Consider the following 18,400-nt stretch of genomic DNA (forward strand, 5'->3'; position numbering starts at 1 on the left):
GGTGTTTTGTGCAGATGGGCGCAAACCAATACAACAAGACATTTATGTCCCAACCCAACTCAAGCCAGCAACCCGCGCAGGCCACGCTGGCGACTGGCAGCAGTGGCAACGCGAAACCCCAGTTGCACCGGGTGCTCAAGCAGCGCCACCTGAGCATGATTGCCATTGGCGGAGCCATCGGCACGGGTCTTTTCGTGGCCTCTGGCTCGGCTATTTCGCAGGTCGGCCCAGGCGGCGCAGTGCTGACTTATCTGCTCATCGGCATCATGGTGTACTACATCATGACCAGCCTGGGCGAGCTGGCAGCGTTCATGCCGGTGGCAGGTTCTTTCTCGACTTATGCCTCGCGCTATGTGGACCGCGGCTTTGGCTTTGCGTTGGGCTGGAACTTCTGGTTCAGCTGGGCCGTGGTGGTGGCGGTCGATCTGGTGGCCTCACAGCTGGTGATGGCTTATTGGCTGCCCGATGTGCCGGGCATCATCTGGAGCGGAATATTTCTGCTGCTGATGGTGGGCCTGAATGCTTTTTCTGCCCGAGGTTTTGCCGAGGCCGAATACTGGTTTGCGCTGATCAAAGTGGTGGCTGTGGTGGCCTTTCTGATCACCGGCGTGCTGATTCTGTTTGGCATCATCAGCAACGGCCATGCGCCCGGCTTCGAGAACTGGACCACAGGCGATGCGCCGTTTGTGGGCAACTTCGCCACCTTTGTGGGCGTGGCCATGATCGTGGCCTATTCTTTCCAGGGCACCGAGCTGGTCGGTGTGGCGGCTGGCGAATCCGAGAACCCGCGCGAGAACGTGCCACGGGCCATTCGCCAGGTGTTCTGGCGCATTCTGCTGTTCTATGTACTGGCCATCATCGTCATCGGTTTTCTGATTCCCTATACCGACCCGCAACTGCTGCGCACCGATGTGGCCGACATTGCGGTGAGCCCGTTCACGCTGGTGTTCCAGCACGCCGGTCTGCTGTCGGCGGCCACGGTGATGAATGCGGTGATTCTGACCTCGGTGCTGTCCGCCGGTAACTCCGGCATGTATGCGGCCACGCGCATGCTCTTCAATATGGCGACCGAGGGCAATGCGCCGCGCATATTCTCTCAATTGACCAAGAACGGCGTGCCGCTGTATGCGCTGATCGGCAGCACGCTGATTGCCAGCCTGTGCCTGTTCTCATCGCTGTACAGCCCGCAGGCCGTCTATATCTGGTTGCTGAATCTGGCGGGCATGACGGAGTTCATCGTCTGGCTGGGCATTGCCGTCAGCCACTATCGTTTTCGCCGTGGTTATGTGATGCATGGCCACGATGTGAGCCTGCTGCCCTATAAGGCCGGAGCCTTCCCCTTCGGCCCGATCTTTGCGTTTGTGCTGTGTCTGGTGGTGACGCTGGGCCAGAACTATCAAGCCTTTCTGGAAGACCGTATTGACTGGGGTGGCGTGGTCTCGACCTATCTGGGCATTCCGCTGTTCCTGGTGTTCTGGCTGGGCTACTGGCTGGTCAAGCGCAAGACCTGGGTCAGCTATGCCGACATGCGTTTTGATGAGCTGGACGAAATCAAGCGGGAAGCGGCAGGGAAGTAACTCCCCTGAGGCGCTTTGCGCCTTCCCCTGGCCGGGCGCCCCCTCTCTCGCTTCGCGGGAGGGGACAACAGCGGAGCGTAAGGGGCGGCCCTTGCTTGCTGTTACTTGCTTGGAGCATGTCTGTTTTAAGCATGGCTGCTGATTCTTGCCAGCGCAGGCAAAATCGGCAGCGTGAGTGATTCTTTCGCCCCTTCCTCCGATTTTCCCAGGCGCATTGCCCATCTGGACATGGATGCGTTCTACGCATCTGTGGAGCTGCTGCGTTATCCCCAGCTCAAGGGCCTGCCCGTGGTGATTGGCGGCGGACGCCGTGCGCCGGATGACGAGCTGCTGGCGCGGTATGCGCATTTGCCGCTGTGCCAGATTCCGGTGGCGGATTTTCCCCTGCTCAAGGATTACACGGGGCGCGGCGTCATCACCACGGCCACCTATGCGGCGCGGCAATTCGGTGTGGGCTCGGCCATGGGCTTGATGAAGGCAGCCAAGCTGTGCCCGCAGGCGGTTTTGCTGCCGGTGGACTTTGCCGAATACCGGCGCTTTTCCAGAGCTTTCAAAGAGGTGATCCTCTCCATTGCCCCGGTCATGGAGAACCGGGGCGTGGACGAGGTCTATATAGACTTCAGCGACGTTGCAGGCGGCCAGCGCGAAGGCGGCCGCGTGCTGGCGCGCTTGCTTCAGAAAACCATTTTTGAAGCCACGGGTCTGACCTGCTCGGTGGGCGTGGCGCCCAACAAGCTGCTGGCCAAGATGGCCAGCGAGTTCAACAAGCCCAACGGCATCTCCATTGTTCAGGTTGAAGATTTGCAAACCCTGATCTGGCCGCTGGCTTGCCGTAAGGTCAACGGCATAGGACCCAAGGCCGATGAAAAGCTCAAAAAACTGGGCATAGAAACCATTGGCGATCTGGCCGCCAAAAGCTTGCCGCAGCTGCTGCAATGGTTTGGCAAGTCCTATGGGCACTGGCTGCATGAATCCGCATGGGGCCGCGATGAGCGGGCGGTGGTGACCGAGAGTGAGCCGGTGTCCATGAGCCGCGAAACCACGTTTGAGCGCGACTTGCATGCCGTACACGACAGGGCTGAACTGGGGGCCATCTTCACTGACCTGTGTGAGCGGGTGGCGGAGGACTTGCAGCGCAAAGGCTATGTGGGCCGCACCGTGGGCATCAAGCTGCGCTATGACGACTTCAAGATTGCGACGCGCGATCAGACTCTGGCCCTGCCGGTGCAAGATGCTGCGGCCATTCGCCAGGCCGCAGGACAATGCCTGAAGCGAGTGCCACTGGGCAAGCGCATGCGGCTGTTGGGGGTCAAGGTCTCGGGCCTGATTTCAGCGCAGGCCTGGCAGGCCAGTGCTGACGACCCTGTGGCGCGGGAGTCATTGCTGAGGCCGCAGGTTTTGACTTCCATCAAGAACCTGGACCCCTACACAGCATCTCTGTTCTGAGAGTCGTTACTCCAGCATCTTTGCTGTGCGATGATCTGAAGTGTGAATTTGTGTATCTGGTTAACCAGCATCGCCGGAATGCCTGATCGCTCACTCTCTCATTAAAAAACAGGCTCTTTCGAGGAGTGCAAGCCATGCGCATGAACCTGCCGGTATCCCAACAAAACTACAACTTTCCCGGCGATGAGCTGCTGGTCTCCAGCACCAACACCAAGGGCGAGATCACGCATTGCAACCCGGCGTTCGTGCGGGTCAGCGGCTTTACCTATGAGGAGTTGATTGGTCAGCCGCATAACCTGATTCGCCATCCTGACATGCCCGCCGCAGCCTTCAAGGACATGTGGCGCACCATTGCCCATGGTTACCCGTGGACGGCGCTGGTCAAGAACCGCCGCAAAAATGGCGACCATTACTGGGTGCGTGCCAATGTCACGCCCATCATGGAAGGTGGAAAGCCGCGTGGCTATCTGTCGGTGCGCACCAAGCCTTCAGCCAAGGAAGTGGCCGAGGCCGAAGTCCTGTACGCACGCATGCGCACGGAAGAAAAGTCAGGTCAGTCCAGCTTTCGCCTGCGTGCCGGTGAGGTACGCCGCCTTGGTCTGATGGGCCTCTGGGATAGCCGCAAGGATGTGGGCCTGGTTGCACGCATGGCGTGGTTGCTGGCGGTGCTGGCGCTGCTGGTTTTGCTGCCCGACATGCTGGGCTGGCAGGGCGCGGCCGCCTGGGGCTGGCGCGCAGCCAGTCTGGTGGCGGGCAGCGTGTTTGTGCTGTGGCGCTTTCATCGCCGCTGCGTGGCCGGGCTTGAAGAAGCCAGCCGCTTTGCGGCCGATGTGGCGGCTTGCAATCTGAGCACCGAGTCCAATCAGAGCTACAACGGTGCCATGGGCGCGTTGATGCTGAGGTTGCAGCAAATTCAGATCAATTTGCGTGCCGTGGTGGGTGATGTGCGAACCGAGGTGCAGGGCTTTGCTCAGACTGCCCATGAAATTGCCCAGAGCAGCCTTGATCTTGCGGGTCGCACCGAGTCGCAGGCCAGCAACCTGCAGCAGACAGCAGCATCGATGGAGGAGATCTCTGGCACGGTTTCGCAGACGGCAGACACCGCACAGTACATGGCGGGTGCCAGCGATGAAAGCAGCAAAGTTGCCAGCCGCAGCGGCGCGGCCATCAGCGAGGTGGGGCAGGCCATGGAGCGTATTCGTGGCTCATCGACCCGCATGAGCGAGATCATTGGCGTGATTGAAAGTATTGCCTTTCAGACCAATCTGCTGGCGCTGAACGCGGCCGTGGAAGCCGCGCGTGCGGGTGAACAAGGTCGTGGTTTTGCCGTGGTGGCGGGCGAAGTGCGGGCGCTGGCCCAGCGCAGTGCCGAGGCGGCCAAGGAAATCAGCGTGCTCATCAACCGCACGGTGGATGGCATCAACGATGGCAACGCCCGCATGCGCTCTGCAGGTCAGACGATTGATGGCATGGTGCAGGCCGTGGACAAGGTGGGCTCACTGGTGCATCAGATCAGCATTGCCACCCGCGAGCAGTCGATTGGCATCTCTCAGGTCAACGAGGCCGTTGCCCAGCTTGACTCCGTGACGCAGCAGAACGCCGCGCTGGTGGAGCAGTCCACCAGTTCCGCTCAATCGCTGCGCCAGAGTGCCAGAACGCTGGAGCGTTCGGTAGATGTGTTCCATCTTTGAAGTCGTAGATTCCCTGCCTCTTTAAATCCCAAAGGCAGCTGCAGATGCTGCCTTTTTTGTGCCTGCTTTCGGTAGGATTGCGACATGAGTGTTGTGCTGATCTTGATTGCCGTTGCGGCGCTGGCCCTGTGTTTACTGGTCTGGTTGCTCTCGCGTTTGCGCGATGACTCCAGACCTTCGTCGTTTTCAAAGCCTGTATCAGCAGCTGAAAAACCGGTGGCTGCGGTCAATTCGCAGGCGCAGCCGCAGGCATCACTATCAAATAAAGAGCTGCCAGCGCAAGCAGATAAAACGCCAGAGGTCAATAAGGATGTGAGCTTTCGCATGCAAGGCGAGCGCGGCATGGGCGGGCCGATCTTTGGCGATGTGATGTGTGCTGACGGTGTTTACCTGCCCCATGTCTGGGAGGGTGATCTGCACACCTCGTACGACGGGCGCTGGCTGCGCACGGGCTTTTACGACAGCGAAACCGCACATCTGGTGGACCGCAAATCACGCCGCAGCTGGCTGATTTCAAAGAGCGACGCTGAAGTGCTGGACGCCGTGCACTGGCGCGTACCGCGCTGGAGTGGCGAGACCTTGAATGAAAGCGGCATTGCAGACGATGCGCATGTGGTCATGTCCGATGCCAGTTTTGAAGCCTGGCTGGCTGAGCATGTGGATGCCACGGCCCAGCCGCTGGTGGCTCTGCGCGATATCTGGGTGCCGCTGGAATGCGTGCCTGCAGAAGCGGGCGACCTGCAGCCGCACTTGCCTGTGGCGCCGCCAGTACTGCGAGAAGATGGGAAAACGCCGGCCCCCAATGTGGCCGCGCCCGAGTTGACGGTGGAGCGCCACTGGCCAGCATCGCTGCGCAGATTGACTGACCCGCTGCAACCCCTGCGACAGGCCAGCTGGGCGCTGAGCATGAATGGCAAGCCCACGGGCTGGCTGCTGGATCAGGATCCCGCCATGGTCTGGCGTGATGATGGGCAGGGTCTGGCCTTGTATGCCATCCCTGATCAAGGGGAGGACGGTTATCTGCGTCGGCTGCTGGTCTGGACGGCAGAGCAGAACTGGCAGCAATGGCCGCAGCCCCTGCCTGCCGATCGCAAGTCCTGGGCCGTAGAGCATTTCTGGCCCGATGAAGTGGACTCGCGTGCACCGCTGCAATGGAGTGGTGCGGTGTTGCTGCAGCGCGTGCAGGTCGATACCGCTGATCTTGAGCGGCTGCATGAGGGTACAAGCCTCAGCTGCGTGACCAGCCGCACTGAAACCTGTGCGGGGCATGCGGCAGACGGGCAAGTGCAGCTCAGGGCTCAACCCGTCACCACCTTCTGCTGGCTGCGGGACCCGGCTCAGTCCGATGTTTGGCGTGCGCAGAGCGAGCCGGTTATGGGCAAGCCGTTGATCTGGACGCTGAGCAAGGAAGCCAGGGATGAGCAGGGTGAGACATCGGCCTGGAATCTGCAATGGGGCGACAAGCACCTGAGCGGTAGCTGGGCGCTGGAGCATGTGATCGTCAAGGGCCGCTGGGCTGTGCTCATGCCTTTTGGGCGCGCGCCGGAGCGTGGCGGCGCGGGGCAGATTCAAATCTGGGACGGTGAACGCCTGCAGACGGTGGATTTGCCTTGGCCGGTGATGCGCCTGTGTCCGTTGCCTGCGCTGGATGGCAGCATGGCAATGCGCGTGGAGATGATTGCGCTGACAGCCTGCCTGGACGAAAAGGACTGGAATCCCAGCACGGGCAGCTGGCGCTGGAATATGCATTCGGTTTCGTCCAGCCATCTTTCGCGCCCGGACTGGCGTGCGCTTTACCAGCGCCGTGAAATGGCCCCGGATGCCCAAGGCCACTGGCGTCTGCTGCCACGCTGGCGTGAGGCAAAGCAAATTCAGCACCCTTGCGCCGACGGCGACTATGTCTGGCGCGATGCCGTGCGTGGCGATGCCCTGTGGTGGTGGGGCGGGCAGAACGAGCGCATCAACAGTTACTGGAGTGAGGAGGAATGCCGCATCGAAGGCGTGAGCATGACGCAGAGCGGTCTTGCGCTATGCGGTACCGGGCCTGGCGCTTGCCCGCACCCCGCTGGGGAAGGCTGGGCTGTCTTGGAGTATGGGGAGCGCCGCTATGGCAAGCCGGATCAGTGGAAGCTGCACTGGCTTAACCCGGTTGAAAAAGAAGTGCGCACGCTGGAGCTGGCGGTCAATATGCCCCAGCTCAAGGGTTGGGACACACAGGGCCTGCACTGGGCTGATCTGGCACCTGAAGAAGACGATGGAGAAAAGCGAGCAGTGATTGCGCCGCAACTGGTGACGCTATCGATGTGGAACCGGTCTGATGTGGAGCCGTTGCGCCAAGGTGCGGGCGGGCTGTGGCTGCGCAAGCAGGATCTGCGCTATGCGGAGACTTTGCTTGGGCAGGATGATTGTCCCTGGAGAAACTGACGCCCCCCTGAGGCGCTTTGCACCTTCCCTCAAGGGACGGCAGCATTGCCGCGATGCGGCCTCTTGCTCCCTGCCCACTTGCGTTAGCTTGCCCCTGTATTGACGCTTACTGGCGTGCGGTACGCACGTTGGCGGGCAGCGCACCGGGGTGGCTGGTGCGGAAGGGGTTGATGTCCAGACCGCCGCGGCGGGTGTAGCGGGCATAGACCGAGAGTTTGATGGGTTTGCAGCGGGCCCAGATGTCCATGAAGATGCGCTCCACGCATTGCTCATGGAATTCGTTGTGGTTGCGAAAGCTCACCAGATACTGCAGCAGGCCTTCCTGGTCGATTTGTCCGCCGCTGTACTGAATCTGCACGCTGCCCCAGTCGGGCTGGCCGGTCACCAGGCAGTTGCTCTTGAGCAGGTGGCTGACCAGGGACTCGGTCACGGGTGGCTCGTCCTGTTTGGCGGTCAGCAGCTCGGGAGCGGGCGTGTACTGTGTGCATTCCACATCAAGGCGGTCCAGCAGCAGGCCGTCCAGCTCATGCACTTTCTGGGCCTCGAATTGCTCTGCCTCCAGCAGGCGTACGCCTACGCTGCCCTTGCTTTCGCTGCCGCGCCAGGCCGCCTCTGCCAGGTCGGTGCGCAGCAGGGCCAGCACTTCGCTGGCATCGGCAAAGCGGGTGTTGTTGAAGCTGTTGAGATAGAGCTTGAAAGACTTGCTCTCGATCAGGTTCGGCGTCTCGCAGGGAATGGTGAAGTGCATCAGCGCCACCTGGGGCTTGCCGCGCAGGTTGAGCCAGGACAGCTCGAAAGCGGTCCAGAGGTCGGCACCAAAAAAGGGCGGGTTGCTGCCCGCGCCGATTTCTTCGCGCTTGGTCAGGCGGGGCAGGGGAAAGAGCAGGGACGCGTCGTACTGGTCCACATAGGCCGAGCTTTTGCCCAGCTGCGATTGTTCAGGTGTTTGCATGATGGAAAAACAGATTTGCCAGCAGCAAAAACAATAGCTGCTGGCGATTTATTCGTAAGGGGTTTGGCCGATTCTTACTTGAACTCGCGTTCTCGCAGCCATTTGGTGGCAATCCACTTCTCTCCCTCCAGTACGGGCGCGCCGCCGTGTAGGGTTTTGGTGGCCGGGTCGGGCCTGTCGTAGCTGAAGAATACGGCATTGCCTCGGCGGGGCACGATCTGCAAACCCACGTCAGGGAAGGTGGTGCCGCCGCCGCGTGCAGGCTCGTTCAAATACATGACCAGAGTGCCCACGCGCTGGCCGCCACGTTTGAGGATGGTGGGCGTGCCGGGTTCGTTGGGGGCAAAGTAGTCGTAATGCGGCTTGTATTCGGCACCGGGACGGTAGTGCAGCACCTGCAGACCTTCGCCATTTTCAGTGGGCCAGCCCAGCAGACGAGCAATACGTGCTTCGATGCGGCTGATGAGATCGAGCTCGCCGCGCTGGAAGAACATGCCATTGCTGGTCCGGTCGTCATTGACGGCTTCGCCGCCGCTCTGGTTGTCCACCGTCAGTGATCGCTGCATGCGGGGGCTGGCAGCGGCAATGATGGCCTCGCACTCCTCATCGGAAAGCAGATTGCCGAATACCACCACGCGCGGGTGGCGCATGCTCATGAGCACATGAACCTGACGGTCGCCCGCATCAATGCAGCACGGGTCGGTTTGCAGATCGGGATCGGGCAGATGCCTATCAAGCGCGGACTGCTGACCATCGCTCTGCGGTTTGACTGCGTCGAAAGGGTGGGGCAGGTGACCTGCCTCAGGCAAAGCCAGGGCGCGGCGGGCCAGATGCTCGGCCCAGCCTGCCGTGCGCATGGAGTGAAGCAGCGATGGCAGCGGCACACCGGCTGCGCTTTGCGTGCGCACCCATTGCATCAACTCAGGGGTCAAGCCGGGCGGGGTGGCGAACTGATCTGGGGTGGATGTGCTCATGGTGACTATGCTAGTGCGCACTGCGCTCAATTTCAATCAGCGTCAGTCTTCGCGCTTTCGGCGGAACACCAGCTTATGGGGCGTGCTGGCCTGTTCGGCCAGTGCATAGCCGTCCAGATCGAATTTGCGCAGGTCAGAGATCTTTTTTGCCTTGTGCTGAACAGCCCAGCGGACCATCAGGCCGCGTGCACGCTTGGCGTGGAAGCTGATGATTTTGTACTTACCGCCCTTGAAGTCCTCGAACGCGCACTCCACCACAGGGGCTTTGAGTGCTTTCAGATCGACTGATTTGAAGTATTCCTGTGATGCGAGGTTGATCACGATGCGCTCGGCTTCGGGTTGCTCGCCGCAGCGCTCGTTCAGGTAGTCCGAAATCTGCGTACCCCAGAATTGATAGAGATTGCTGCCCTTGGCGTTTTCAAGCCTGGTGCCCATTTCAAGGCGATAGGGCTGTAGCAGGTCCAGTGGGCGCAGCGCGCCATAAAGACCGCTGAGAATCACCACATGGTCCTGGGCCCAGTCCAGTTCCTTGGGTTTGAGGCTGGCGGCATCCAGCCCCTCATACACATCGCCATTGAAGGCCAGCACCGCCTGGCGAGAGTTTTTGGGCGTGAATTTGGGGCTGAAGGCCTCGTAGCGACCCACATTGAGTAAGGCCAGCTTGTCGCTGATGCTCATCAGTTGTGAGAGCTGCTGGGGCGATTTTTCGCGAAGCACGTCAATCAGTTCAAGCGGCTGCTTTTTGAAGACCGGCAGCGTGTGCGGCAGGTCGGCGGGGACAGGGCTTTCGTAGTCCAGTGATTTGGCCGGAGAGATCAGAAACAGCATGGCTTGACACTAAAAATCAGAAGACGATCAATGAAAAAGGGCCAGGGGCCCATCCACCGGAGTGGACAGTGCCCTTGGCCCTGTGATGCCGGAAGGCAGTCTGCTTAGGCGTTGTGGCCGGCAGCCTGTTCTTCCTTTTCAAATGGCAGCTGCATCAGGCTCAGATCCTTGCGGGTTTCAACCAGAATCAGCGGGCCTTCATCGTGCACCACGGGCGCTGGGCGCTCGCGGGGAACGCGCACAGGCTTGGGCTCAGCAGCAATCGCGGCTTGCACAGCAGCGATTTTCTCAGCGTCGGAGTTAATCCATTGCAGACCGGAGGCTGCAGCCAGAGCTTGCAGTGCGGGAATGGGCAGGTCATAAGCCTCGGCCTTGGCTGTCGCAGGGGCTGGAGCAGCCACCACCGCAGGTGCGGGCACAGGTGCTGCGACGGGCGCTTGCACCACAGGTGAAGCCACCACTTCAGCAACCACAGCCTGAGCCACAGGTGCTGGAGCTGCAACAGGTGCAGCCACGGCGGCTTCTACGGGTGCAATAGCCGGTGCAGGTGCTGGAGCTGTAACGGGTGCTGCAGCCACAGGTGCTTGCACTTGTGTAGCAGCAGGCGCTTGCTCTGTCTGGGTTTGAGCCGCAGCAGTGTCAAAGTAGCTGCGGCGTGCGGGCTGCTCGCCAGCGTCTGCCACTGCGGGTGCAGCAGGAGCAGTCACAGGCGCTTGCACGTCGGAAGGTGCAAACATCTCCGCAGTCTGACCGTCGGCTTGAGTTTCACGAGGCGCGCGGTCGCGACGGTCGCGGCCATAGCGGTCACGCGAGCGGCGCTGACGGGGCTCACGTGTGGAATCACCCTGTCCGTCCTGACCTTGCGCTTCAATGCCTTCCGCTTGCGTAACGGGCTCAGAAGTCATTGCTGCTTCATCGGGCACAGGCTGCATGGCGGGCTGTGCTTCGGGGTTGCGGTTCTGGCGCTCACGGCGGCCTTCTCCACGCTCACCGCGTTCGCCGCGCTCAGCACGGTCACCACGCTCCTGGCGGGTGCGCTCGGCCTTGGGTGCGGCCTGGGTGTTGAACTCTTCGCTGGCGTTCAGAGCTGCATCGGCCACTTGTGGCTGGCGCTCGTCACGGCGTTCGTTGCGTTCACCACGCTCGCCATTGCGGCGGTTGCCGCGCTCAGGGCGATCTTGACGCTGCTGTTGCTGCTCAGGGCGCTCGTTGCGCTGCTGCTGTTCAGCATCACGGCCGGGGGCATTGCGACGGGCGTTGTTGCGATCACCACCGCGCTCTGCGCGTTCGCCATTGTTGCGGTCGCCGCCACGTTCATTGCGCTCGTTGCGGTCACCACCGTTGCGGCGGTTGCGGTCGCCACCACGGCCTTCGCCTCGGCGGCCATCACGGTTGCCTTCGCGGACCACCGGTGCGGGCGCCTCGGCGACAGGGGCTGGGGCAGCCACAGGAGCGGGGGCACCAAAGCCGAGCAGGTTCTTGAGCCAGGCGAAGAAGCCTTGCTCACGCACGGGTGGGCGGGCCGCGGCCGGGGTAGGCGTTGCAGCTGGCGCACCTGCTGCACCTGTACGGGGCTGACGTGGAGCGCGGGGCTCGGCAATCGGCGCTGGCGCATCAGGCAACACACCCTTGATGACGGGAGTCTGCTTGTTGGTGGGTTCCTGCGAGCGGCGTGTGACGGTTGTCACATCTTCGGGCTCATCGGCCAGTTTGTAGCTGGCTTCCATGGTTTCCAGGCGGGCGTCGTCGTGCTTCAGGCGCTCGAGCTTGTAGTGCGGCGTGTCCATGGACTTGTTGGGCACCATGAGCACGTTAACGCGCTGCTTGAGCTCGATCTTGGTGATTTCCGCGCGCTTTTCGTTGAGCAGGAAGGAGGCCACTTCCACGGGCACCTGGCAGTGCACGGCAGCCGTGTTGTCCTTCATGGACTCTTCTTGAATGATGCGCAGGATTTGCAGTGCCGACGATTCGGTATCGCGGATATGGCCGGAGCCGCTGCAACGTGGGCAGTTGATGTGCGCGCCTTCAGACAGGGCAGGCTTGAGGCGCTGGCGGCTCATTTCCATGAGACCGAACTTGCTGATGGTGCCGAACTGCACGCGGGCGCGGTCTTGACGCAGCGCGTCGCGCAGGCGGTTTTCCACTTCGCGGCGGTTCTTCGACTCTTCCATGTCGATGAAGTCGATGACGATCAGGCCGCCCAGATCGCGCAGACGCATCTGGCGGGCCACTTCGTCAGCGGCTTCCAGGTTGGTGCGGGTGGCGGTTTCTTCGATGTCGCCGCCCTTGATGGCGCGGGCCGAGTTCACGTCCACCGACACCAGTGCTTCGGTGTGGTCGATCACGATGGCACCGCCCGATGGCAGGGTCACGGTGCGTGAGTAAGCCGACTCGATCTGGTGCTCGATCTGGAAGCGCGAGAACAGGGGGGCGTCGTCGCGGTAGCGCTTTACGCGGGCGGCATGTTCAGGCATCACATGGGCCATGAACTGCTGGGCCTGCTCATAGATGTCATCGGTGTCGATCAGGATGTCGCCGATGTCATTGTTGAAATAGTCGCGGATAGCGCGAATCACCAGGCTGGATTCCTGATAGATCAGGAAAGCGCCCTTGGCACCCTTGGCGGCACCGTCAATGGCGTTCCACAGCTTGAGCAGATAGTTCAAGTCCCACTGCAACTCAGGTGCGGTGCGGCCGATACCGGCGGTACGCGCAATGATGGACATACCCTTGGGGTATTCCAGCTGGTCCATGGCTTCTTTGAGTTCGGCGCGGTCTTCGCCTTCGATGCGGCGCGACACACCACCACCACGGGGGTTGTTGGGCATCAGCACCACATAGCGGCCAGCCAGCGAGATGAAGGTGGTCAGGGCTGCGCCCTTGTTACCACGTTCTTCTTTTTCGACCTGAACGATCAGTTCCTGGCCTTCGCGGATCACATCGTTGATGCGAGCCTGGCTGGGGGAGACGCCTTCAGCAAAGAATTGCTTGGAGATTTCCTTGAAGGGCAGGAAGCCGTGGCGGTCTTCGCCGTAATCCACAAAGCAGGCTTCAAGAGATGGCTCAACGCGGGTCACTACGGCTTTGTAGATGTTGCCCTTGCGCTGTTCGCGGCCTTCGATTTCGATTTCGTAGTCCAGCAGTTTTTGACCATCAACAATGGCCAGACGGCGTTCTTCAGACTGCGTTGCGTTAATCAGCATCCGTTTCATGATGCGTTTCCTTTATTCGTTTTCTGGGCACGTTGGTCATGGGCTTTTGCCACGGACCAACGTACCTTGACTGGTAATCAAAGACAGGCTCTACAGGAGCCGTGATGCCAGACGAACGCGTTGAAACGAATGAGGAATCTGGGGCGGTACAGGACTGCGCTACTGGCTTGATCTCAAGTCAGCAGCGGAGGTACAGGCCGGGGGACGAGCGGGAGCGGACGCGCATGCAATCGAGGAGTAAAAGAAGCCGAGGCGCGTGCTAGGGAGGTGGGTGGTTTCTTCAGGGCACAGCATCCCTCAAGGGCCGGCTGTGCCTTGCCCCAGAAGTTGATCAGCAATGTCCAGAAGATCCACATGCTCGTTGTGATCACCGGTAGTTGCAGGCTGCTTTTGCCTGAGTCAACTGCCGGGGTGAGATTCCGTATCAGTGTTTCAATTCGTCAGCCTTTGCCAGGCTTTCACAGACTGCTGCAGCGCTTCTTGACTGCAATTTGCGTGTGCAAAACTGGCGGGCATCGACCTGCCTGTGCGGTAGGGAATGGCTGTATGGACTAAACTCCATGAGAATCAACCACTTACAAGTAAGCTCGGCACAGGTGAAACACATTATAGAGGGCAAACCGGCGCAGGACCGGTCCCAGAATACGACCGCCGCTTCAGTACGCCTCCTGGAGGTCGATGAAGACTCCGCAGGACAGCGTCTTGATAACTTTCTCATGCGTCACCTCAAGGGGGTGCCCAAGACCCATGTCTACCGGATCATTCGCAGTGGCGAAGTCCGCATCAACAAAGGGCGCGTGAGCGCTGAGACCCGTGTTCAGACGGGCGATATGGTGCGACTTCCTCCGGTCCGGATTTCCGAAAAAGTGGCCGAAAAAGCAGAGCGCCCAGCGCCTGCTAAGGATTTTCCCGCTCTGCTGGAAGACGAATACATGGTTGCGCTGTCCAAGCCTGCGGGCGTGGCCGTGCACGGCGGCTCGGGCGTGAGCTTTGGTGTCATCGAGCAAATGCGTCAAGCGCGGCCCGAATCCAAGTTTCTGGAGCTGGTGCACCGCCTCGACCGCGAAACCTCAGGCATTTTGTTGGTGGCCAAGAAGCGGTCTGCGCTCATCCATCTGCAGGACCAGTTCCGTGAGCGTGAGACGGGAAAGACCTATCTGGCTCTGGTGCAGGGTGCATGGCCTGCCAACAAAAAGGTGATTGACCAGCCGCTGCACAAATACTTGCAGGCGGACGGCGAGCGTCGCGTGCGCGTGACGACGGTGGATGACCCCGAGGGCATGCGTTCCATCACTTTGGTCAAGGTGCGTAAGGTGATGGAGGCCAGGCCCATGCAGGGCCTGCCCGCCATGAGCCTGCTGGAAGTCACCATCAAGACAGGGCGTACTCACCAGATTCGCGTGCACCTCTCGTCGCAAGGTCATCCGATTGTGGGTGACGATAAATATGGCGATTTTGATCTCAACCGTCGTGTGCAAAAGCAGGGCCTTAAACGCATGTTTCTGCACGCCTGGCGGCTACAGTTCAATCATCCCGCCAGCGGTGAGCGAGTGGAGCTGCGTGCCGAGCTGCCGCCGGAGCTGGCGGATTTTGTGAACTAAAAGCCTGCATGACTACTGAAAATCATAGCGAAAACTATAGCAAACAGCGCCCACGCCGCTTCGATTTGCTCGCATTTGACTGGGATGGTACCGTGGCTGACTCCACGGCCATCATCAGTCGCAGCATTCAAGATGCGGTGCGCGATGTGGGCGGCACCGTGCCCAGCGATGAGCAGGCCGCCTATGTGATCGGCATGGCGCTGATGCCAGCGCTGGCCAGAGCCGCCCCCGATGTGCCACCTGAAAAATATCAGGAGCTGGCCAACCGCTATCGTTTTCACTTCTTCAAGCGCCAGGACGATATCTGTGTGTTTGACGGTATCTTGCCGCTGCTCGCTGATTTGCGTGCGCGCGGCCACTGGCTGACCGTGGCCACAGGCAAAAGCCGCATGGGCTTGAATCATGCGTTGCAAGACCCGCAGTTCAAAGGCTTGTTTGATGGCTCGCGCACGGCCGATGAAACCGCCGGCAAGCCCAGTCCGCTGATGCTCCATGAGCTGATGGCCGAGTTTGGTGTGGAGCCGGAGCGCACGCTGATGATTGGCGATACCACCCACGACTTGCAGATGGCGGTGAACGCCGGTTGCCCCTGTGTAGGTGTGTCCTACGGTGCCCATGCGCCAGACAGCTTTGCCCAGTTCAACCCGCTGTTTGTGGCAGATTCGGCGGCGCAGCTGCGTGAATGGCTGCTGGCCAGCGCCTGATCAGGCGGGAGGATGAGCATGACGGGGATGGATATGACGCCGATGGACATGACAGAGATCGTGGAACTGTGCCCCAGCGCCGATCTCGTCGATGGTGGGCGGGCCTTTGGCTTTGATGTGCTGTATGCGGGTCAGAGCAGCCGTGCCTTCGCCATCCGCTATCAGGGGCAAGTTCATGCATACCTGAATCGCTGCAGTCATATCCCTGTGGAAATGGACTACCAGGACGGTCAGCTTTTCGATGACTCGGGTCGCTGGCTGTTGTGTTCTACCCACGGTGCGGCCTATGAACCTGACAGCGGGGCCTGTTCAAGCGGGCCTTGCCGGGGGGGATTGGTGAAAATTGCCTTGAGCGAAAGCGGCGGCATGGTGCGCTGGCATACTGCCCCACAACTAAAACCTTTAAAGTTTTGAGATGAGCTCCCCAAATACTCCTGATAACAATGACTCCCAGCCGCATGTAACGCCGGGCGCGGACCTTTGGTCCAAAGCGTCCGCTGCGCCAGCTGCGTCCGCTGAGGCGCCTTCTGCAGCCAAGGCCTCTGGGGGCACGGGTTGGGAGCGCGATGTGCTGGAAAAGCTGGTTTTCGCATCCATCAAGGAGCAGCGTGCCTCGCGTCGCTGGCGCTTTTTCAGCCGCCTGCTGTGGTCGGTGGTCGTGCTGCTGGTGCTGTGGGTGGTGTTTTTCAAAGACACCGCTACCAAGACCAGCACGACGCCCCATACGGCCGTTGTTGAAATCAAGGGTGAGATTGCCTCGGGTGCTGATGCCAGCGCCGAGTTTGTGGTTGCGGCCATGCGTAGCGCTTTTGAAGACTCAGGCTCACGCGCAGTGGTGCTGTTGATTAACTCGCCCGGTGGCAGCCCCGTGCAGGCGGGCATCATCAATGACGAGATGGTGCGTCTCAAGGCCAAGTACAACAAGCCTTTGTATGCCGTGGTGGAAGAGTCTTGCGCCTCTGCCGCTTATTACATTGCCGCCGGAGCGGATGAGATTTTTGTAGACAAAGCCAGCATCGTGGGCAGCATCGGCGTGCTGATGGATGGCTTTGGCTTTACCGGCGTGATGGACAAGCTGGGGGTGGAGCGCCGCTTGCTGACTGCGGGCGAGAACAAGGGTTTCCTTGATCCGTTCAGCCCCATGTCGGCACAGCAAAAAGAATTTGCCAAAGAGATGCTGGAGCAAATCCATCTGCAATTCATCGGCGTGGTGAAGGCGGGGCGTGGCGACAAGCTCAAAGAAACCCCTGAAATGTTCAGCGGTCTGTTTTGGACAGGTCAGCAGGCCGTAGAGCTGGGTCTCGCCGACAAGCTGGGTAGCCTCGACTACGTGGCGCGTGAAGTGGTCAAGGCCGAAGAGGTCATCGACTACACCCGCCGTGACAACGTGGCTGAACGTCTGGTCAAGAAATTTGGTGCATCGATTGGATCTGGCTCGGTGCAGGCCGTGCGTGGTCTGGTGCCTGCAATTCGCTGATAGTGATGAAAAGTGCTGCTTGCGCTTATGTATAAAGCGCAATCAGCTATCAATATTGAAAAAGCCCGCTGCAAATACAGCGGGCTTTTTTGTTGCTCAGGCTTTGGCTGCTTTATCGGCCGATAGAGAACACCACCGGCGTGCGGTTGTCGGGCGGCGCGTTGCGCTGCTTCCATTCGCGCACCAGATGGCTTTCAATGCGCGCAGTCTCCAGTGTCAAGCCGCTGGCCAGTGCCAGACGGGTATTGGGCTGCAAGGTCTGCAGCAGCGCCTGCCACAGCGCTGCGTTGCGGTAGGGCGTCTCGATGAATTGCTGGGTCTGACCATGGCGCAGGGCCAGGCTTTCCAGTTCCTTGAGGCGAGCAGTGCGCTCGGCGCCATCCTGCGGCACATATCCCACAAAGGCAAAGTTCTGACCGTTCAGGCCGCTGGCAGCCAGACCCAGCAATAGTGAAACTGGGCCAATCAGCGGCACAACGCGAATACCCAAGTCATGCGCGGCGCGTACGATGGAGCTGCCTGGGTCGGCCACGGCGGGCATGCCGGCTTCGCTGATCAGTCCCATGTCCTCGCCTGCAAGGGCTGCCGCCAGCAGGGGCTTGGGGTCAAACACGGCTGCACCTTTGTTGCCGTGGTCCCCTTTTTTATGGGCTTCACGGGGCAGTTCGGCAATGTTCTGGGCTTGCAGCGGAGCTGCCAGCGGAAACAGTGCATCAATACGCTTGAGGTAGGCGCGGGCCGTCTTGGCGTTCTCGCTGATCCAGTTCGTCAGCGACGCGGCACGGCGCAGCGTACCTTCGGGCAGCACTTCGGTCAGCGCGGTCTGGCTATCGCAGCCAAAATCGAGTGGAGCTGGCACCAGATAAAGGGTGCCTGCTTTGTTTTTAGGAGTGTTGCTCATGGCAGAACCACTCCCGCAGCGCGTAGCAACTGGCAAGTGCGAATCAGCGGCAAGCCGATCAAGGCCGTGGGATCGTCGCTGACGATGGCGTCGAGCAAAGCAATGCCCAGGCCTTCGCTCTTGGCGGAGCCAGCGCAGTCATAGGGTTGTTCGGCACGCAGATAGCGTTCAATCTCGGCATCATTTAGCTCGCGAAAGCGTACTTGCACCGTCACCACGCTGGATTCCATGAAGCCCGTTTCCGCGCAAGTCACGCAGACGCCTGTGTGGAAATTCATCTGGCGGCCACTCATTTGGCGCAGCTGCTCGGTAGCGCGCTCGTGCGTGCCGGGCTTGGACAGCGGCTGTCCATCCAGCTCTGGCACCTGGTCAGAGCCGATCACGATGGAGCCGGGATGGAGCTGAGCCACGGCCTGGGCCTTGGCCCTTGCCAGGCGCAGGCTGAGGTCATAAGGAGTCTCGTCGCTCAAAGGGGTTTCATCCACCTCGGGCGAGACTGTTTCAAACGGCAGTTGCAGGCGGCTGAGCAGCTCACGCCGATAGCGGGAGGTGGAGCCGAGAACCAATGGGCGCTCAAGGCGTCCGGTAATCAATAAGTCAGGCATTGCGGGAT

General features: G+C 60.5%; 14 protein-coding genes. 8 read left to right on the top strand and 6 right to left on the bottom strand.

The window, feature by feature from the left end; translation table 11 throughout:
* The first annotated feature begins 44 nt into the window (after window positions 1-44).
* The 4 genes from HF327_RS10870 to HF327_RS10885 all read left to right on the top strand — a co-directional run bounded on the left by HF327_RS10870 (window position 45) and on the right by HF327_RS10885 (window position 7,138).
* Entirely contained in the window at window positions 45-1,577 is a 1,533-nt protein-coding gene (locus HF327_RS10870) for an amino acid permease (RefSeq protein WP_236024141.1), read from the top strand.
* Between the two features lie 228 nt (window positions 1,578-1,805).
* Window positions 1,806-3,023, top strand: a complete 1,218-nt coding sequence (dinB, locus tag HF327_RS10875) for a DNA polymerase IV (RefSeq protein WP_169108329.1) — start codon at window positions 1,806-1,808, stop codon at window positions 3,021-3,023.
* Window positions 3,024-3,157: 134 nt separating this feature from the next.
* Complete coding sequence (locus tag HF327_RS10880) at window positions 3,158-4,714, top strand: methyl-accepting chemotaxis protein (protein WP_169108245.1); 1,557 nt, start codon at window positions 3,158-3,160, stop codon at window positions 4,712-4,714.
* Between the two features lie 84 nt (window positions 4,715-4,798).
* Window positions 4,799-7,138 (top strand): hypothetical protein, encoded by a 2,340-nt coding sequence (locus HF327_RS10885; RefSeq protein WP_169108246.1) that lies wholly within the window; start codon window positions 4,799-4,801, stop codon window positions 7,136-7,138.
* 106 nt (window positions 7,139-7,244) lie between these two features.
* Here HF327_RS10885 and queF read toward each other — a convergent pair whose 3' ends face one another.
* The 4 genes from queF to HF327_RS10905 all read right to left on the bottom strand — a co-directional run bounded on the left by queF (window position 7,245) and on the right by HF327_RS10905 (window position 13,104).
* Window positions 7,245-8,090, bottom strand: coding sequence for an NADPH-dependent 7-cyano-7-deazaguanine reductase QueF (queF, locus tag HF327_RS10890; protein ID WP_169108247.1), 846 nt, complete (start codon window positions 8,088-8,090; stop codon window positions 7,245-7,247).
* Window positions 8,091-8,164: 74 nt separating this feature from the next.
* Window positions 8,165-9,064: a 2OG-Fe(II) oxygenase gene (locus HF327_RS10895; RefSeq protein ID WP_169108248.1), complete on the bottom strand. Its 900-nt coding sequence runs from the start codon at window positions 9,062-9,064 to the stop codon at window positions 8,165-8,167.
* 42 nt (window positions 9,065-9,106) lie between these two features.
* A complete protein-coding gene (gene yaaA, locus HF327_RS10900; RefSeq protein ID WP_169108249.1) occupies window positions 9,107-9,892 on the bottom strand; it encodes a peroxide stress protein YaaA in 786 nt (261 codons plus the stop codon).
* 104 nt (window positions 9,893-9,996) lie between these two features.
* On the bottom strand, window positions 9,997-13,104 hold the full coding sequence (locus HF327_RS10905; protein WP_169108250.1) for an Rne/Rng family ribonuclease: 3,108 nt from the start codon (window positions 13,102-13,104) through the stop codon (window positions 9,997-9,999).
* A 596-nt stretch (window positions 13,105-13,700) separates the two neighbouring features.
* Between HF327_RS10905 and HF327_RS10910 the strand changes: the two genes are divergently transcribed.
* Genes HF327_RS10910 through HF327_RS10925 form a run of 4 tightly spaced genes read left to right on the top strand, consistent with a single transcriptional unit; the run spans window position 13,701 to window position 16,886 of the window.
* Window positions 13,701-14,705, top strand: coding sequence for an RluA family pseudouridine synthase (locus tag HF327_RS10910; RefSeq protein WP_169108330.1), 1,005 nt, complete (start codon window positions 13,701-13,703; stop codon window positions 14,703-14,705).
* Between the two features lie 8 nt (window positions 14,706-14,713).
* Window positions 14,714-15,409 (top strand): HAD family hydrolase, encoded by a 696-nt coding sequence (locus HF327_RS10915; RefSeq protein ID WP_169108251.1) that lies wholly within the window; start codon window positions 14,714-14,716, stop codon window positions 15,407-15,409.
* Between the two features lie 48 nt (window positions 15,410-15,457).
* Window positions 15,458-15,823 carry a Rieske (2Fe-2S) protein gene (locus HF327_RS10920; RefSeq protein WP_169108331.1) on the top strand — a complete coding sequence of 122 codons (366 nt, stop codon included), beginning with the start codon at window positions 15,458-15,460 and terminating at the stop codon, window positions 15,821-15,823.
* A 1-nt stretch (window position 15,824) separates the two neighbouring features.
* Complete coding sequence (locus HF327_RS10925) at window positions 15,825-16,886, top strand: S49 family peptidase (RefSeq protein ID WP_169108252.1); 1,062 nt, start codon at window positions 15,825-15,827, stop codon at window positions 16,884-16,886.
* Between the two features lie 112 nt (window positions 16,887-16,998).
* Here the strand turns inward: HF327_RS10925 and HF327_RS10930 are convergent, their stop codons facing one another.
* The gene (locus HF327_RS10930; protein ID WP_169108253.1) at window positions 16,999-17,787 is read right to left on the bottom strand and encodes an SAM-dependent methyltransferase; all 789 of its coding nucleotides are present in this window, start codon (window positions 17,785-17,787) and stop codon (window positions 16,999-17,001) included.
* Window positions 17,784-18,392: a Maf family nucleotide pyrophosphatase gene (locus HF327_RS10935; protein ID WP_169108254.1), complete on the bottom strand. Its 609-nt coding sequence runs from the start codon at window positions 18,390-18,392 to the stop codon at window positions 17,784-17,786. The genes HF327_RS10930 and HF327_RS10935 overlap by 4 nt, the downstream gene beginning before the upstream one ends.
* Between the last annotated feature and the right edge of the window lie 8 nt (window positions 18,393-18,400).

It is taken from the genome of Comamonas suwonensis (genome assembly GCF_012844455.2).
Taxonomy (GTDB): domain Bacteria; phylum Pseudomonadota; class Gammaproteobacteria; order Burkholderiales; family Burkholderiaceae_C; genus Comamonas; species Comamonas suwonensis.

Bases quoted from the DNA above. Each gene is read 5' to 3' on its own strand.
- HF327_RS10870 (WP_236024141.1), top strand. From the start codon at position 45: ATGTCCCAACCCAACTCAAGCCAGCAACCCGCGCAGGCCACGCTGGCG.
- dinB (WP_169108329.1), top strand. From the start codon at position 1,806: ATGGATGCGTTCTACGCATCTGTGGAGCTGCTGCGTTATCCCCAGCTC.
- HF327_RS10880 (WP_169108245.1), top strand. From the start codon at position 3,158: ATGCGCATGAACCTGCCGGTATCCCAACAAAACTACAACTTTCCCGGC.
- HF327_RS10885 (WP_169108246.1), top strand. From the start codon at position 4,799: ATGAGTGTTGTGCTGATCTTGATTGCCGTTGCGGCGCTGGCCCTGTGT.
- queF (WP_169108247.1), bottom strand. From the start codon at position 8,090: ATGCAAACACCTGAACAATCGCAGCTGGGCAAAAGCTCGGCCTATGTG.
- HF327_RS10895 (WP_169108248.1), bottom strand. From the start codon at position 9,064: ATGAGCACATCCACCCCAGATCAGTTCGCCACCCCGCCCGGCTTGACC.
- yaaA (WP_169108249.1), bottom strand. From the start codon at position 9,892: ATGCTGTTTCTGATCTCTCCGGCCAAATCACTGGACTACGAAAGCCCT.
- HF327_RS10905 (WP_169108250.1), bottom strand. From the start codon at position 13,104: ATGAAACGGATGCTGATTAACGCAACGCAGTCTGAAGAACGCCGTCTG.
- HF327_RS10915 (WP_169108251.1), top strand. From the start codon at position 14,714: ATGACTACTGAAAATCATAGCGAAAACTATAGCAAACAGCGCCCACGC.
- HF327_RS10920 (WP_169108331.1), top strand. From the start codon at position 15,458: ATGACAGAGATCGTGGAACTGTGCCCCAGCGCCGATCTCGTCGATGGT.
- HF327_RS10925 (WP_169108252.1), top strand. From the start codon at position 15,825: ATGAGCTCCCCAAATACTCCTGATAACAATGACTCCCAGCCGCATGTA.
- HF327_RS10930 (WP_169108253.1), bottom strand. From the start codon at position 17,787: ATGAGCAACACTCCTAAAAACAAAGCAGGCACCCTTTATCTGGTGCCA.
- HF327_RS10935 (WP_169108254.1), bottom strand. From the start codon at position 18,392: ATGCCTGACTTATTGATTACCGGACGCCTTGAGCGCCCATTGGTTCTC.